Source organism: Shewanella decolorationis S12 (genome assembly GCF_000485795.1).
GTDB classification, from domain to species: domain Bacteria; phylum Pseudomonadota; class Gammaproteobacteria; order Enterobacterales; family Shewanellaceae; genus Shewanella; species Shewanella decolorationis.
In genome coordinates this window covers 138,665-155,149 of sequence record NZ_AXZL01000068.1, presented here as the reverse complement: position 1 = coordinate 155,149, position 16,485 = coordinate 138,665, and the positions used below count along the sequence as shown (strand labels likewise).

Genomic DNA, 16,485 nt, shown 5'->3' with positions numbered 1-16,485 from the left:
CGACGACAGCGCTTTGCCGCAAAAAGTCAGAACTTTCACTACAACGGACAGCTATTTACATCACGTCGAAAACAACCCTTAGCTAGCACTTTCCAAATACTATGGGACATTATAGCTCGTCTGAAATACCCTATTTTGAAAGATTTTGCGCAATTTATTGCCCCGATGCTGTCCCAGCGAATGTTGATGGTCTTATTTAAGCCATTTAAACTCGGACAAGTTGTAGGGAAACGGAAAGTGCAGTATGTTGTTGATTTAAAATGGTGGTCGGATTTATTTTCTGAATTTAGCTTTAGGGTATATATGAAAAATTTCGAAAAAATGAGTAATTACCTCACTATTCCTTCTTCATCATGCGAGGCAGGTAAAGGTTTAAACTGGGGCTTAGTTACCAATTTTTATGGCAAGTCATTACCAACTGATTACATGATGTTTATAGAGCATTATGGTTCAGGTGAAATCGGTGGGTGGTTAACTGTGCTTAACCCATTTTCAAAAAATACTTATATCAATCTACTTCACCAATTCGCACCTATTCTTTCGTCTGTTTCAACCTTAAAAGAAGAGTTTCCAGAAACTTATCCATTTCCACTTTTATTTGAGCCAGGAGGTTTACTTCCATGGGGAATTTCCATTGATGGGGATATTTATTGTTGGTCTACTGCAGGTGTAAGTGGAAAATGGAAAATTGTCGTTTTAGGTAGACATTCAGAACCTGAGGAGTTTGAAGTTTCATTTACAAGCTTTATAAATGGTCTACTTAATGGTTCAATTTCTTGTAAAGCCATTCCACAAGAATGGGCTGGTGGCGATATTCGCTTTGTGCCGTATACCCCCTAAAAGCCATCACAACTACTCTACCTGACGCCATTCCATGAGCAGAGCACTAGACTGTACTTAAAATAAACACTCCAAACTTTAATAACGCGGTAGTTAAGCTCCTACTATGTTCGGTGAAGCATTGAACAAGGGGGTTATATGGCGCGCCCTTGCCGCCCCTGATAAGTCTTGAACAGCTCGCTTTATATCCGATGGTTAGTCCTGCGATGATGATCAAGAGATGACTAGCATTGCGCTGGCGAATCTTCTGTAGAATGACTCAAATAATCATCGGCGTGATAACGAAGAAATGCTTGCTGTTTCATCCTCTATATAAACCTATGCAAATACATAACAGCTCAGCACTCTATTATCGTTAACTCGCTAATGTCTCCATCCTCGCATGCATTTTTTGTGCTGCCATATTTTGTGTAGCGAGATAATCCAGTTTTAGCTGCTTGATAATGCTAGTAATGAGGACCAGCTCCTGCTGTAACAATGGGATTTTTGACATATCATGTGTGGGCAAGTTGATGTCCACATTATCAAATAAATTACCAAAATAGCTCGCCATAATAAGCACTGTATTGTTTTTAAACTCTATGCTTATCCCTGAACCACGCGCGGTTTTCCGGAATAATTGCTCCAGCTCAACCAATCGTTCCATCACGGCGGGTGACAATAAATATCGCGCATAATGTTGGTCGTGTGAATACACTTCAAACATGGCTTCAAAGGTGACACTTTCGAGTTTAACTCTGGGTTGCTTGATGCCTGAAATGGCATTCCCTAAGGAGCCATAGTCTTGGCTAACAATGGTGTGAGATTCAAAACGAAAGGGCATAGAGATGATCATCACCCCACCCTTAAATTGGATTTTATCTGACTTGCTTCCACGGGATTTTAAGGTTAACTCGCAAAATTCGAAGCTAACATCTTCTACCTTGCCGCGAATATGGTCTTCAGCTTCTTTCTTGCTAAAACTGGGCATGAGTTCAAAATTAGCCACGGCGTCGAGATTGACACAGGAATCGGCGCTATATTGGTAATCCCCTAATTTATCGAGTAAGACAGGTAAAATCTTATTCTTATAATGGCGCTTATATTGTATTTCAGGCCACTTAACCCACATCAAAATGCCTGCGAGAACAATCAAGCTCAGAATGCTTGGGTCACTATTAGAGGCTAACGACATCAAATCAACAGCCAGCGCAGGCAAGCACAGGAGCCAGCCTACACGCTTGGCCCATTTCTTCCGAGAGATTTTCGTTTCAAGTTTTTCAACTCGATATGCTTCTAGCGGCGCGAGTTGTTGCAACAGTGCCGCTTTCACCTCTTCTGATATCGGCGGTAATTCGGGTCGAGGGAAATCTGCGGATAAATTCGCTTCTACTATATGATTGCGAATACTTTTCAGGGCTTCGAATCCCTGCTTTAAAGAATACAAAAATTGGCTCATCTACTTATCCCTGTAATTGCTGATACAGCACCCATTCCATTGGGCGGTTCCTACTCTCGAGTGTCGGTTAACTCCGAGATTAACCTATCGCAAGTGTCAGATTGAACAAAGGGTTATTTATTGTAAATAACAAATTTCAAACAACGATTTATGCCAAAAGAGAGACGTGTTTATTGGTAACCCCTCTTATACGTCAGGGGCGTAAACCAAACTTATTGTCTGACTCACAGTTCAATTAATCTTCCCAAAGAGGCACAAACAAAAACGCTCTGCGGTTAGGCAGAGCGTTTGTGGGTTAAGCCATGTATAAAAGGCGTTTAGTCCTTTAAATCCTTTTCCATATCTTCGTAGGAAGTATGGCGAACGTCTTTACCTTTCACGTAGTAAATAATGTATTCGCAGATATTTTTACAACGATCGCCGACACGCTCAACCGCACGGGCTGCCCAGAGTACGTCTAATACATCGGGGATTGAGCGTGGGTCTTCCATCATGTAAGTCATTAATTGACGGATAATGCCTTCGTATTCACGGTCGAGCTTGGCATCTTCTTTATGAAGCTCCAGCGCCGAATCGGCATCCATACGGGCTAAGGCATCGAGCGTTGCGTGCAGCATACGAATCGCATGGCGGCCCATATTTTCAATGCTGACTAATAATGGCTGCTGATTATTCAAACGCTTATCTAATGCGGCCTTGGCAATACGCACACAGGCGTCACCGATACGCTCAAGATCGGCAATCGATTTTGAAATCGCGATGATCAGACGTAAGTCGCTCGCTGCCGGTTGGCGTTTGGCGATAATGCGGGTGCATTCTTCGTCAATCGAGACTTCCATGCCATTCACTTTGTGATCGCCAGTGATCACCTTTTGCGCTAATTCGGCATCTAAGGTGCTTAAGGCGTCGATAGCTTGCTCTAACTGACGCTCAACCAAGCCACCCATGGCGAGTACGCGGTTACGGATATCATCTAACTCGGCGTTAAATTGCCCAGAGATATGTTTGTTTAAATTCATATTTTCCATTTGGCCAACCTTTTACTCAACTGTATCAACGCCTAGATGGAGTTTGCGATGCTTAACTCGGTTCTAGGCGGTGGCTTATTTCGTTAATCGCTTATCACTCACATCACCACTGCCAAAGGCAAGGTGATTAACCATAACGACCGGTAATGTAATCTTCGGTCTTACGTTTTTTCGGTGTGGTGAAAATGGTGTTGGTATCGGCGTATTCCACCAATTCGCCCATATACATAAAGGCCGTTTGATCCGACACCCGCGCCGCCTGTTGCATGTTGTGGGTCACGATAACCACTGTGTACTTAGTTTTAAGCTCAGTGATCAGCTCTTCGATGGTTAAGGTTGAAATTGGGTCGAGGGCCGAAGTCGGTTCGTCGAGTAGTAATACTTCTGGCTCGATGGCAATCGCACGGGCAATCACCAGACGTTGCTGTTGACCACCGGATAAACCAAAGGCGTTATCATGCAGACGGTCTTTCACTTCATCCCAAATCGCCGCACCGCGTAGCGAACGCTCGGCCGCTTCGTCGAGTTCACGGCGGTTGTTAATGCCCTGCAAGCGCAGACCATAAACCACGTTTTCGTAAATCGACTTAGGGAATGGGTTAGGACGCTGGAACACCATACCTACGTTGCGACGCAGGGCGGCAACGTCGATTTTTTTGTCATAAATATTTTGACCATGCAGCAAAATCTCGCCGTCGATATGGCAGTTGTCCACCAGATCGTTCATGCGGTTAATGCAGCGCAATAAGGTGGATTTACCACAGCCGCTGGGGCCGATAAACGCCGTAACTTGCATCTTTGGGATCTTCATCGACACATTAAACAGCGCTTGTTTGTCGCCATAGCGCAGGTCTAAGTTGCGGATCTCCAGCGCGGTATCGTTCTGGCTCAAGTTTGCTAAGTCAAAGTTGTTGGTTTTCATGGCTGTCGAATCTATAGAAATCATATTCAGTCCTAATACTTTCAGGATAATCGCTGATTAATGCTCAAGCGAACGATATTTTTCACGTAAGTGGTTACGCACACTAATCGCGGTTAAGTTCAGTGCCACAATCACTGTTACCAGCAAGAAGGAGGTGGCGTATACCAGAGGACGTGCCGCTTCAACGTTAGGACTCTGGAAGCCCACATCATAAATATGGAAGCCTAAGTGCATGAATTTACGTTCTAAATGCACAAACGGGAAGTTTAAGTCCAGTGGCAATGTCGGTGCTAATTTCACTACACCCACCAGCATTAACGGTGCCACCTCACCCGCAGCGCGGGCCACGGCTAAAATCAGCCCCGTCATGATCGCAGGGCTTGCCATAGGGATTACAATCCGCCACAGGGTTTCGGCCTTGGTTGCGCCCAGTGCCAAACTACCTTGACGCACAGCACTCGGAATACGGCTTAAGCCTTCTTCGGTGGATACAATCACCACTGGCAGGGTCAGAATCGCTAATGTCAGCGCCGACCAAATCACCCCTGGCGAACCAAAGGTCGGTGATGGTAAGGCTTCGGCGTAAAACAGTTGGTCAATCGAGCCGCCCATCATGTATACGAAGAACCCTAAACCAAACACACCGTACACAATCGATGGCACACCCGCTAAGTTGATTACCGCAATGCGGATCATCTTAGTGATTGGGCCTTTTTTGGCATATTCATGTAGGTAAATCGCAGCAATCACCCCGAATGGCGTCACGATAATCGCCATCAACAGCACCATAAACACGGTACCGAAAATTGCAGGGAACACGCCGCCCTCGGTGTTGGCTTCGCGTGGGTCGTCGCTGACAAAGCGGCCTAGTCCCACAAACCATTTACCGATTTTACCCATCAAGCCTAAGTGGTTGACGTAGGTAACATCAAGAACTGAATCCAGCTTAAGCTCGACCTCAACACCACGCATATCACGCACGATAACAGAGTCGCGAGCCGCTTCATCACGCAGGGCAAACAGCTCTTTTTCAAGCAGTTTATAGTCTTGTTCGAGCGCCACTTTCGCCGCAGCTAACTCTTGCTTACGGCTATCGGTCAACTCACCATCTAACTCGTAACGGCGTTCTTTTAAACGCAGTTTTTCAATCTTGTAGTTAATCGCACCAATATCTTGCTTTTGCAGTGATAACGCTTTGTCAGACAGGGCAACGGCACGGTCGATATGCTCCATTAAGGAGGATTCAAGCGCATCGTTTTTCAGTTCTAAGCGTTTACCGTTTTCAATCACGGCTACTGGGTAGCCATAAAAGTTACCGTTTTTAGCACGCTCGAGCATGGCCACATCGGCAGGCTCACTACGGCTGATAATGTCTGTTGCTAAAATCCAACGGAAATCTAAGCCCACAAACTCACGGTTACCGGTTTTCACTAAGTAACGCGTCACAAACTCACCGGGTGGCTGTTTAAACACGTGGCCCGCGGCGGTTAAGCGTTCGGTTGGCACTTCTTCCCTATCGTAAATCTCACCGATTAAGGTTGAACGTGCACCAGTGTTATCTTCGAGTTCCCATTGATAAATCGTTGCAGGCCAAAAGTAGCTTAATCCGCGCCATGCAATGAGCAGTAACAGGCCTAATACTGCAATCAAACTGATGCTCACCGCGCCACCTGTCATCCAAATCCATGGCGAGCCTGATTTTACCCACTTACCCATTGCACAAACCTCTCAAGGTCATTGGCGAAATAGTATTTAGTATCATTATCTTATCTCCATTACAGCGAGCTATAGCGGTCACGCAGACGCTGTCTTACCACTTCGGCAATAGTGTTAAAGAAGAAGGTAAATACGAACAGAACGAAGGCCGCGAGGAACAGCACACGGTAGTGCGAGCTGCCAATCGCCGACTCTGGCATTTCCACCGCGATGTTAGCCGCCAGCGTACGCATACCTTCAAACACGCTCCATTCCATGATGGCGGTGTTACCCGTTGCCATCAGTACGATCATGGTTTCACCCACAGCGCGGCCAAGCCCCATCATCACCGCAGAGAAAATCCCTGGGCTTGCGGTCAACAGCACTACACGTGTTAGGGTTTGCCAAGGCGTCGCGCCCAGCGCCAAACTGCCGTTGGATAAATGGCGTGGCACAGAGAAAATCGCGTCTTCGGCAATCGAGAAAATCGTTGGAATAACCGCAAAGCCCATGGCGATACCCACTACCAGCGCGTTACGTTGGTCGAAGGTGATGCCTAATTCGTTAGTGATAAATTGGCGAGTGTTACCATCAAACAGCGCCACTTCAATCATCGGACTAATGGCAAAGGAGAACCAACCCACAAAGCAGATAACCGGAATGAGCATAAGCTCTTGATAGACTTCAGGCAGACGTTGTTTCCAAGTACCGGGTAATTTGCTCCAAGAGTACGCCGACACCAGAATCGCCGTCGGCAGCAGTACCAGCAGCACTAAGATGCCCGGCAAGTGCTCTTCAATCAGCGGAGCTAACCAAAGTCCGGCGAGGAAACCTAAGATAACCGTCGGTAAGGCTTCCATAATTTCAATAGTTGGCTTAACGATGCCGCGCACCTTTGGCGACATAAAGTAAGCAGTGTAGATGGCGCCCGCAATCGCTAATGGCACGGCAAACAGCATGGCGTAGAACGCCGCCTTCATAGTGCCGTAGGCCAATGGCATTAAGCTAAGTTTGGCTTCAAAGTCATCGCTACCCGAGGTGGATTGCCACACAAACTTAGGCTCTGGGTAACCTTCGTACCACACCTTATTCCACAGCGCGCTCCAAGACACTTCTGGGTGCGAGTTTTCCACGTGGAAGATATTCAGTTGGTTGTTCGCTTCGACCACTAGGCCGTTAGCACGTGGGCTAAAGCCCATCACGCCGGGGTTTTTAAGGTCAAACTTTTCATCAAACAGTTCGCGCTCACTGGTGGTGTACAGGAGTGATAACTCACCCTCAGGGCTCACCACGGCAAAGCTTTTACGGTAGAACTCAGAGGCAATCGAGGCCACTGGCGCTAAGTCAGTAAACTCACGGATCTCTTTGTATAAACGGCCTTTTGGACCATTCACTTGGAAGTACTGGGTCACTACACCTGAGTCGTAGCTCACCAGAATCGAGCTGGCACCTGCGAGTAAGGCAATGTTGTTAACCTTAGACTTTTCCTTTTCCGCATCAATAACCTGCATTAAATCCAGGCTTTCAACATCACGGATATTGTAGATAAACACCTTGTTGCCCATTTGCAGCATCAATTGGCGTTGGTCAGGCGTCATCAATTGGTGTGCGACTTTTTTAGGTGCATCAGGTAACAGTGCGCCCGTGGTCGTCCATTCCACCTCTTCGGTCATCATGTTTTCTTGACCTTCGAGACGGCTTAAACGCCAAGCGCCATTGTCATCTTGGTAGGCGAAACTGATTTTATCGTTGCTGTAACTAAAGGCTAAATGATGGATAGCGCTGCCCGACTCATCGATAGTGATCGGCGCTTCACCCGCGCTGTAACGCAGTTTTGGGGTAATGAGGCGCTTGTTGTTGGGGTAACTTAAGCCAAACTCAATCCCTACGATTAAGGCTTGACCGTTACTTAACCCCAGTGCGAAGCGTTGCTCACTCGGCGCGGCAATCGCGGCGCTGGTGACGCTCACACCCGCAGGTAATGGCGGTGTAAAGCTGGAGAGTAAGCTGCCATCGGCAACAGTGTAGAAATCCACTTGGCCATCGGCGGCCACGCGATACATGACCTCATTTTGCTCGTCGGCACCGACCATCAGGGTCGCGACTTCAGCATGTTGATAACTCACGCTTTTTACCGGAGTCACATCCGCGCTGTCGAAAATGGGTTTAATCACGTACAGCAAATAGAAGAAGATCAACAATAAGGCGACAAACACCATAGTGCCGCCAATCGTGACCCCAATTTGAGCCGCTTTATCCTTAAATGCCCTGCGACTTGAACGTCCGCCTTTCAGCATACTTTGCGGCGCAGAACCAGGTTGAATGACCTGACTTTCCATTAAGAACCTCTATTATTAAAGCCTGTGAGTTTTTTCGCTAGGAATTGCGAAATGCTATGCTTACACTGTTTGAGCATAAACTGAGCAATAACAACACCCTTCATTCTAAGTGCGTTGAATTATATGACGCAAAGATGACAGTTGTGTTACACCCGATTTTAAAACAGGTGCCTTTTACAAAAAATAGGAGTCAGTCGCCATGCTACGATATTTAATCACGCTTCAAGCACCTGATAGAAAAGGATTAGTTGAACAAGTCGCCCACGCCGTGAGTCGCCATGGCGGCAACTGGTTAGACTCAGAGCTGCGCCATATCGACGGGATTTTTGCCGCCATATTGTTACTCGAGGTGCCTTCCTTGAAAATGGACGAGCTGATTGAAGCCTTGGAATGCATCGACGGCCTCACCCTCACCTATTCAAAAACCTCGGTCGCCTTCAAACCCATTAAGCGGCTAACCTACAGCCTAGTATCCTACGACAGGCCCGGATTAGTGCTGGATATTTCCAATCGGATCACCGCACTAGGTATCAATATCGAGCAGTTTAGCAGCCAGTTTGAGACCGCAGGCCATACCGGCATCGCCCTGTTTCGCGCCACCATTGGCTTAGGCTTAACCGACCTCGCCCAAGAGGAACAACTGGTGCAATCCCTTTATGCACTCGGTGATGACTTAGTGCTGGATAAACTCAGCCGTTAACCCTCAACTCCTTCAACAAAAAACGCCGCGGGCACTCCCTGCGGCGTTTTTTATGGCAAGCTAGCTGACTTTCTGGTGCCGAGACTTAATCAAATAGCGCAGCGGCACTTGGGAAATCAACATCCCCAGCAGCATCAAGCCGCAACCCAACAAGGCGCGCAGTCCTAGGCTTTCACCAAGGAACATAATACCGCCGATGGCCGCAAACACGGTTTCTAAACTCAAAATAATCGCCGCGTGCGCAGGATGTGCATGCTTTTGCGCCAGCACTTGCAAAGTGTAGGCAATTCCCACTGAAATCAGCCCCGCATAGGCCAGAGAGCCCCTGGCTGCAATCACCTTATCGACAGTCGTCACCTCAATGGCCGCCGACACCAGCAGGCTTAATACGCCGCACACTAAAAATTGCATCATGGCGAGTAACACTGGCGAAATTCGCTTGGCAAAATGGTCCACCGCCAGAATATGCATGGCCCAAAACAGCGCGCCAATCAATTGCAACGTATCGCCATAACCGAGGTGAAAGCCGTCTTTAATACTTAAAAAATACAGCCCCACCACGGCGATACCACAGCCCACCCAAGTATTTGCACCGGTAGCATGTTTCAGCGCTAAGCCCAATATCGGTACTAACACGATATAAAGCCCTGTGATAAAACCCGCATTGGCCGCCGTGGTATAAAGCAGTCCCACCTGTTGTAGCGATGCGCCAGCGAATAACAGTACACCCACCACCCCGCAGCCAATGGCGAAGTCTTTGGGCGTACCGAGATGAATTTTGCCTTGCCGAGCCAAATACCACACCAGAGGAACGAGTGACACAGTACCAATTAAGAAACGTAGACCGTTGAATGCAAAGGGCGATAAATGCTCCATCCCTAAGGTTTGGGCGACAAAACCAAAACCCCAAATGGCGGCGGCGAGCAGGAGTAAAAAATTGGCTGGCAAGATACAGTCTCTATCATTGAAAAGGATGACAAGATTACCCAGATGCTGGGCGCTTGTCCAAATCTGTTGCGATACTGTTAGCGTTTAAACAGTGCTACTGGCGAGTTTTGCCTTGTAGACTGTTGGCCTGACTCAAGATTTCATTTAAAAACACTGAGTCAGATTGCTTTGCCAATTGCACCGCTTTGTTGGAAGCATCAATCGCGAGGGCGGTTTGACCATCAAGATCGTAGGCGGTTGCTAAGCTATCCCAGAGCACCTCAGACATAGGAAACACCTTTATCCCCTCCTGTAAAATCTCCACACCCCACGCCGTTTTTTGCTCATAGCTGGCCTTGAGACCATAGACATTGTACTGCTGGGCAGAAAGCGGAAACTCATAGCCGAAGACCGCCGTTTGCTGCTGATAGAACTGCTTTAACGCCTTTAGCGGCATCACCGCGATTTCGGGCACCGCATTCCAACCTGCAAACAGCGTCTTTAATGCCTCAACATTGCCGATAAGCGGGGTGCTGTCATGGGTTTCTTCGGGGAAGTGTTTATCAAACCATTGCAGCATGCGAGCTGAAGAATGCTTCACTGACGAGCTGTTACCCAAGGTATTTTGCAATTGGGTGATTTGGGCAGCAAAGGCGCTGGCCATCTCGTTGGGTTCACTGGCGATACTCAAAAACCAGCGCATGGGTTTTGTCCGTTTGGCGACGGCTAACTTAGCGGACTCCTGTACGAGCCAATTATTGTCCCACCAAAGGCTTGGGCTGATGGATATCGCCGCATTAAACCGGGTATCGGGCGTCAGTGCCACATAACTGCTGAATAGCCCAGCCATAGAGTGTCCCGACAGTATGTGGTAATCGGCCATGCGATATTTCTGGCCCAAGCTGCTGAGTAGTTCTGTTTCTAGAAACTGCCGATAGTTTTCAGCCCCACCGCTTCGGTCTTTAAACTGTTCTAATTGGGTCGGCGTAAACGACTTTAAACGATGATTCGAACTGACTCCCACGACAATCAACTCTGGGATAATGGCATAGCTACTTAAAAAGCCGACATTCGCGGCAATATGCTCAAATTGTGTCGAGCCATCCAAGACAACTAAAACGGGATAACGAAAATCGTTGGAATGACCATAGGTTTCGGGGAGTTTGATTTGCAAGTTAATGTCATCATTCAATATTTCAGAATGGATCTGCATCTTGTCTGTCTGCGCCATCACCTGCATCGACAGGAAAAAAATCAGTCCTAATACCATCCGCATCGTTAACCTCCCTGAATAATGGCAGCTAAGTTACTGGTTTTTATCAAGACAATCAATTTATTAACATAATTACGCCACCAGAAAGCCCAGATTAGCCACAAATGACAGTGAGATTCTCAATCGAGAATTCCTATCTAAACTCGGCGGGATAATCTTGTATACTGCACGCCACGCAATGACGAATGCATAAGTGCGCTGGATGCCTTACCAACCCCAGTGACACCATAAAAAAACTAGGAACACCTATGTTAGGAACGCTAAAAAAGCTGCGCGCACACTTAGATGAGGCGCAACAAGTACAGTATCAACTGGTTGTTGGCGACGAGTTACTGCCACTGAATCCCTTAATTGGCAAGCCGCTGACCCTGACCCACACGGGTAACATCTTCTGCTGTAACTGCGGCAAAAAGACCAAAAAAAGCTATTCGCAAGGCCATTGCTTTGTGTGTATGCAAAAGCTCGCCAGCTGCGATATGTGCATAATGAAGCCCGAAACCTGTCACTTTGACCAAGGAACTTGCCGCGAGCCAGAGTGGGCGCAAAACCATTGTTTTGTGCCGCATTATGTTTATTTATCCAATACTTCGGGCATCAAGGTCGGCATCACCCGCCACACCCAATTGCCTACTCGCTGGATAGATCAAGGCGCGACTCAAGGTTTACCGATTTTTAAAGTGTCGACACGACAAATCTCGGGTTTAGTGGAAGTGGAATTAGCCAAACTCATCAACGATAAAACCCACTGGCAAACCATGCTTAAGGGCCACGCCGACGATATCGACCTACATGCGAAGGCTGCGGAACTGATCCCGCAAATTGAGGCTAAGTTGCACGAAATCGGGATGCAAAAAGGCGATTACAGTATCGAACGTTTAGATGAAACGATCCAGTCGATTCACTATCCCATCGACACCTTTCCGAAGAAGATCACTTCCCACAACTTCGATAAAAATGAGGTGGTAAGCGGGATTTTACAGGGGATAAAAGGTCAGTATCTGATCTTCGATACAGGCGTGATTAATATTCGTAAATTTACGGCCTATGAAGTGAGTGTAGGGTTAACTGACTAAGATCAGGTAAAACTCTCGTCAATTGAGTGTGTTGAGCGCCGCTATGGCAGTCAGTACACTCATTGCTAAACCGTTAGATGACAGTAGTGAAACGTCTAAATCGCTTAGGTAGAACCTCGATATACTCATACCTAAAGCATTATGATCACCCTTATCTTGCAATCACTCAGTCGCACCCAGCATCCCACATGGATAAAATGGCGCTCACCTTCTCCAAGGTAAAAATCTTTATATGGAATATATTTTATGAAACAAGGACCTCAAAATTTTATCCGCCGCTGTGCATTCCAACAAAAATTACGTAATAAGCAATCTGGAATATTTTTGCTCTTAATAATCCCGCTAATAATAGCAAGCGGTCCTTGGAAGGAACTGACCGCATCGCTATCGACAGAACCATGGGATATAGGATTTACAATTGTTGTCGTTTTAGCCGTTGTGGTGGCATTTTTCTTCGCCTTCATGATCATTTCTGAAACGATAAGATTGAGCAAAGCCGCTAAAGATGAACAGCTTAGATTAGCTGAAGCTGGACCTGATGGTTATTACATCGATATCTATCAAGAAGGCCTTATATTTAATCTCTACGATGCCGAGTTTCATCTTTTTGATATGAAACAACAGTTTGTCCCATTGGATGAGATTGCCAGTACAAAATACTTTAAATATAGAGGCACACGCCGCTTGACGATCAACTTTGTCCAGATTTCCGGCCAAGTGTCGTTCACAAATAGGGAAATAAATATGGATAATTTTGATTTTCTGAAGAAATTTCTCGAAACTCATGTAGCTAATCAAGAGAATAAGCCAGCTTAAGCTAGCTTGATTAGGAATAGCGGCGTTGTGTAAAGCATAAGCCCCACGCAACGCTCGCCATTCTTGGATAAGCCTGATTTTGAAGAGATTAAATCAATCGAGCAGAGTCTTTGCTCTAACTTGGTTGCGCAACCATATAAACAAGTTCCCAGATATGTCCATCGGGATCTTCAAACGCGTGGCCGTACATAAATCCTTGATCCTGCGCTTGACGATAGGCTTTGCCGCCATGCTGCTCGGCAAGCTTGACCAAGTGATCGACACGCTCTCGACTGTCGCAGTCTAGGCAATTGAGTACTTCTGTCGTGGTACGGGCATCGGCAATCGCCTTATCGGTAAAGCCAGCGAAAAAAGGCTTCGCTAGCAGCATCACATAAATATTGTCGGCAATCACCACGCAAGCGGCCTGCTCATTGCTGTATTGCTCATTAATCCCAAACCCTAGGCCGGCGTAAAAAGCCCGTGATTGTTGAACACTTTCAACCGCTAAATTAACAAAGATACTTTGTGCCATCATAATCTCCCTTTAAAAATCCTCTGCGGACGTCACATCCTGTCCTGTAACTGTAAATAGCTCAGAGAACAGTCTAGTCAATCATTGCGGCATCCTAAACCTATATTCCCACAAGAGCATAAGGCGAGTATCTTACTCGTCTTATGAGGATACCTTATGACAGTGATCTTAAGCTTTCAGCCTTAAGTCTGTCAGTTTATAACCTTCTCTTTATAGCTATCTGTTTATAAGAGTCAGTTTGCAACCGAACTGGGATAACCGCACTATTGCACTGCATGGGTGGCGGGCAGCGATAGCAGCATTTCCTCGATTGAGCTATCGAAGCGGGCTTTGAGTTCATCCATATCTTTAATGTTGGCAAAGCCTTGGCCAAGGACTCGCCATATTATTTCGTAGGGTTGCCCCGCAATCCCCGTCGGCTTAAAAAAGCTAATCAGCACTGAGCCTTTATCGTATTTTTTAAGGTCAACACCTTGGTTTGACAGCCCTGGTACCAAGCCTGCGGCGGCGAGTATCTGATCATCCGACATTTGTGTACCCATGGCGACACCAAACCCTACTTGAAAATCTGCCAACTGCGGGTCTTCAACCCAGCGAAATCCCTTAGTAAGTAAGACTTTTTTTAGGGTGTCCTGCATATGTTGTAGGACTTGTTGTTTATCGAGTCTGCGATCGACAAAGATCTTCTGTAAGGTGGGATGCCAGGTATAGGTCATGGCACTCGGTGGTAGTTGGCTCAAATCCCCCGAGGTCACCACTGTGGTTCGTAGCGCCTGCGAATCTTCAACAGTCACACAGGCCGTGAGTCCTACTAAGCCGAAAGTCAGCAACGTCATTACACGCCATATGGTTTGCGTTAAATTCATACTCATTCCCTTATTGCTATTATTTTTGAAGCTTAAGGATAGTTATTATTCCCAAGACTGAAAGTCGATATACATCATAGTGTTAAAACGATGTTATCTACAAGCGTCAAAACTAAGTTGAATCTGGGCATTCGCTTCTTTCCAATTCGTTATGATTTGTTACTTTATAAAGCCCGAACTGTGTATAGGCGCAGCACCATTTACCCGCTAGAATGCCTCGCCTAGCGACTACTACTTGCATAGTCATGGCGCAACAATCGGGGAATACTCCGACTCACAATGCTAAAAACAACAATAAATAAGGTGTGAAAATTATCTATGGAGTTAATACTCGCTATCGCGTTGTTTGCCTTCTCATCGGGGATCACCCCTGGGCCTAACAACATTATGCTGATGACCTCTGGGGTCAACTTTGGCGTTAAACGCAGTATTCCGCATCTGATGGGGATTAGCCTTGGCTTTCCCACTATGATCCTCGCCATCGGCCTAGGTTTAAGTGCCCTATTTCAAGCCTACCCGATTATCCACCAAGTGATTAAAATCATTGGGATTGTGTATCTTCTGTACCTGTCTTGGCTGATTGCCAACAGCAGTAGCAAGATGGAGGGCAAGAGTATCGTTAAACCCTTTAGCTTTTTGCAAGCCGCCGCATTTCAATGGGTTAACCCTAAAGGCTGGATTATGGCCGTGGGCGCAATTGCCACTTTTACCTCGGTGCAACAGGATCTCACACCGCAAGTGATTACCATTGCCACGGTGTTTTTATGTGTGGCCTTTCCCTGCGCCGTGGCGTGGCTTGGGTTTGGCGTGGCGCTTAAACGCATTTTGAAAAACGAACGCCAGCAGAAGATCTTTAATATCACTATGGCCATCTTGCTTGTGGCGTCTATCATCCCTATGATCGCCCCCTAATTTTGGCCGTAAGAGTTAAGCACTAGCATGAATGAGATAGAACTGATCACTCAACAAACCGATAACTGGGTGAAAAAAGTGATCATGAAATACAATATTTGCCCCTTTGCCAGACGTGAGGTGGAGCGTGGCAGTATTCGCTATCTCGTTGTTGAACAAACCAAAGTCAAGCTAGTGCTTAAGGCCTTGATTGAAGAATGCCAATACCTAGATGCCCACCCAGAGCACGAAACCACACTGTTTATTCTGCCGCGGGGTTTTGAGGGCTTTTACACTTACCTCGATCTCGTTGATATGGCGAATGACGCCTTATTCGACAACGACTATGAAGGCGTGTATCAGCTCGCGCATTTTCATCCCGACTATTGCTTCGAGGATGAACCCCAAGACTCGGCGGCCAATTTCACCAACCGCGCGCCCTACCCAACCCTGCATATTATTCGCGAAGCCAGTATGGAGTTAGCCCTGGCTAACTATAACGACCCTGAATCAATCCCCGAGCGCAATATTCAATTTTGTGAGCGTAAAGGTAGCGAGTTTTTTATTAAATTACTCGCCGAGTGCATGGGGAAATAGTCTCATCGCGGCGAATAGCATGCGCCGCATCGCAATCTGCTCATTGCTTACAACAAAGGAATGTAATCACGATGGACTTGATCATGCCACCAGCATTAAAGCCATGGTTTAGCTCTGGTATTCCTGAATCACGCCAATTCGATATAGGTTTCGCCCTGTTCGAATTTCCAAGATTTGAAGACTTAATTGATTTTCAAATGGGTTATCGCTGGCACAGTTTCACCCAAGCGCGGGAACCTGCTTGGGATGATAATTGGTTAGTACTGGCAAGCTCCCATGGCGATCCCTTAATTTATCATTTAAAGGATGGGCACATTCTTTTCGCTCGCCATGGAGCGGGCCACTGGGCGCCCCGCCTTCTTTTTGCCGATTTAGCCCAAATGTCTCGCTGCTTTAATGCCTTAGCAACACTTATCACCCACGTAGGCGAAGCCCTTTTTGATGGTGACTACAATATCCAACCAAATTATGTTGAGTTAATTAAAACCGAAATTGTTCATCATGTGGGCCTCGAGCAAGGGAAGCAGATCATCGAGCAATTGGAGATCAGCGCCTACGCTTAAAGT

General features: G+C 46.7%; 16 protein-coding genes. 7 read left to right on the top strand and 9 right to left on the bottom strand.

The annotated features are described in order from the left end of the window. The first annotated feature begins 135 nt into the window (after positions 1-135). Complete coding sequence (locus SHD_RS12580; protein WP_023267465.1) at positions 136-840, top strand: SMI1/KNR4 family protein; 705 nt, start codon at positions 136-138, stop codon at positions 838-840. Positions 841-1,195: 355 nt separating this feature from the next. On the opposite strand, the gene SHD_RS12575 is transcribed toward SHD_RS12580, so the two are convergent. The 5 genes from SHD_RS12575 to SHD_RS12555 all read right to left on the bottom strand — a co-directional run bounded on the left by SHD_RS12575 (position 1,196) and on the right by SHD_RS12555 (position 8,262). Next, positions 1,196-2,278 (bottom strand): DUF3137 domain-containing protein, encoded by a 1,083-nt coding sequence (locus tag SHD_RS12575; RefSeq protein WP_023267464.1) that lies wholly within the window; start codon positions 2,276-2,278, stop codon positions 1,196-1,198. Positions 2,279-2,595: 317 nt separating this feature from the next. After that, positions 2,596-3,306: a phosphate signaling complex protein PhoU gene (gene phoU, locus SHD_RS12570; protein WP_011623309.1), complete on the bottom strand. Its 711-nt coding sequence runs from the start codon at positions 3,304-3,306 to the stop codon at positions 2,596-2,598. A gap of 127 nt (positions 3,307-3,433) precedes the next feature. After that, positions 3,434-4,252: a phosphate ABC transporter ATP-binding protein PstB gene (gene pstB, locus SHD_RS12565; protein WP_023267463.1), complete on the bottom strand. Its 819-nt coding sequence runs from the start codon at positions 4,250-4,252 to the stop codon at positions 3,434-3,436. A 33-nt stretch (positions 4,253-4,285) separates the two neighbouring features. Beyond that, positions 4,286-5,944, bottom strand: coding sequence for a phosphate ABC transporter permease PstA (gene pstA / locus SHD_RS12560; RefSeq protein WP_011717614.1), 1,659 nt, complete (start codon positions 5,942-5,944; stop codon positions 4,286-4,288). A 59-nt stretch (positions 5,945-6,003) separates the two neighbouring features. Next, a complete protein-coding gene (locus tag SHD_RS12555) occupies positions 6,004-8,262 on the bottom strand; it encodes an ABC transporter permease subunit (RefSeq protein ID WP_023267462.1) in 2,259 nt (752 codons plus the stop codon). A 199-nt stretch (positions 8,263-8,461) separates the two neighbouring features. Here SHD_RS12555 and SHD_RS12550 point away from each other — a divergent pair, with 199 nt between their 5' ends. Further along, positions 8,462-8,962 carry a glycine cleavage system transcriptional repressor gene (locus tag SHD_RS12550; protein WP_023267461.1) on the top strand — a complete coding sequence of 167 codons (501 nt, stop codon included), beginning with the start codon at positions 8,462-8,464 and terminating at the stop codon, positions 8,960-8,962. 60 nt (positions 8,963-9,022) lie between these two features. On the opposite strand, the gene SHD_RS12545 is transcribed toward SHD_RS12550, so the two are convergent. Continuing rightward, positions 9,023-9,910: a DMT family transporter gene (locus SHD_RS12545; protein WP_023267460.1), complete on the bottom strand. Its 888-nt coding sequence runs from the start codon at positions 9,908-9,910 to the stop codon at positions 9,023-9,025. A gap of 94 nt (positions 9,911-10,004) precedes the next feature. Then, complete coding sequence (locus SHD_RS12540; protein WP_039978309.1) at positions 10,005-11,165, bottom strand: alpha/beta hydrolase; 1,161 nt, start codon at positions 11,163-11,165, stop codon at positions 10,005-10,007. 245 nt (positions 11,166-11,410) lie between these two features. On the opposite strand from SHD_RS12540, the gene SHD_RS12535 reads away from it, so the two are divergent. Next, complete coding sequence (locus tag SHD_RS12535) at positions 11,411-12,235, top strand: DUF2797 domain-containing protein (RefSeq protein ID WP_023267458.1); 825 nt, start codon at positions 11,411-11,413, stop codon at positions 12,233-12,235. Positions 12,236-12,481: 246 nt separating this feature from the next. Beyond that, positions 12,482-13,051, top strand: coding sequence for a hypothetical protein (locus SHD_RS12530; RefSeq protein ID WP_023267457.1), 570 nt, complete (start codon positions 12,482-12,484; stop codon positions 13,049-13,051). Between the two features lie 115 nt (positions 13,052-13,166). On the opposite strand, the gene SHD_RS12525 is transcribed toward SHD_RS12530, so the two are convergent. Next, a complete protein-coding gene (locus SHD_RS12525; protein ID WP_039978306.1) occupies positions 13,167-13,565 on the bottom strand; it encodes a VOC family protein in 399 nt (132 codons plus the stop codon). A 263-nt stretch (positions 13,566-13,828) separates the two neighbouring features. After that, on the bottom strand, positions 13,829-14,431 hold the full coding sequence (locus SHD_RS12520; protein ID WP_023267455.1) for a DUF4136 domain-containing protein: 603 nt from the start codon (positions 14,429-14,431) through the stop codon (positions 13,829-13,831). 318 nt (positions 14,432-14,749) lie between these two features. On the opposite strand from SHD_RS12520, the gene SHD_RS12515 reads away from it, so the two are divergent. The 3 genes from SHD_RS12515 to SHD_RS12505 all read left to right on the top strand — a co-directional run bounded on the left by SHD_RS12515 (position 14,750) and on the right by SHD_RS12505 (position 16,482). Beyond that, positions 14,750-15,343 carry a LysE family translocator gene (locus SHD_RS12515; RefSeq protein ID WP_023267454.1) on the top strand — a complete coding sequence of 198 codons (594 nt, stop codon included), beginning with the start codon at positions 14,750-14,752 and terminating at the stop codon, positions 15,341-15,343. A gap of 27 nt (positions 15,344-15,370) precedes the next feature. Further along, positions 15,371-15,919 (top strand): DUF1415 domain-containing protein, encoded by a 549-nt coding sequence (locus tag SHD_RS12510; protein WP_023267453.1) that lies wholly within the window; start codon positions 15,371-15,373, stop codon positions 15,917-15,919. A gap of 83 nt (positions 15,920-16,002) precedes the next feature. Beyond that, entirely contained in the window at positions 16,003-16,482 is a 480-nt protein-coding gene (locus tag SHD_RS12505) for a hypothetical protein (RefSeq protein WP_235056963.1), read from the top strand. Positions 16,483-16,485 lie beyond the last annotated feature (3 nt).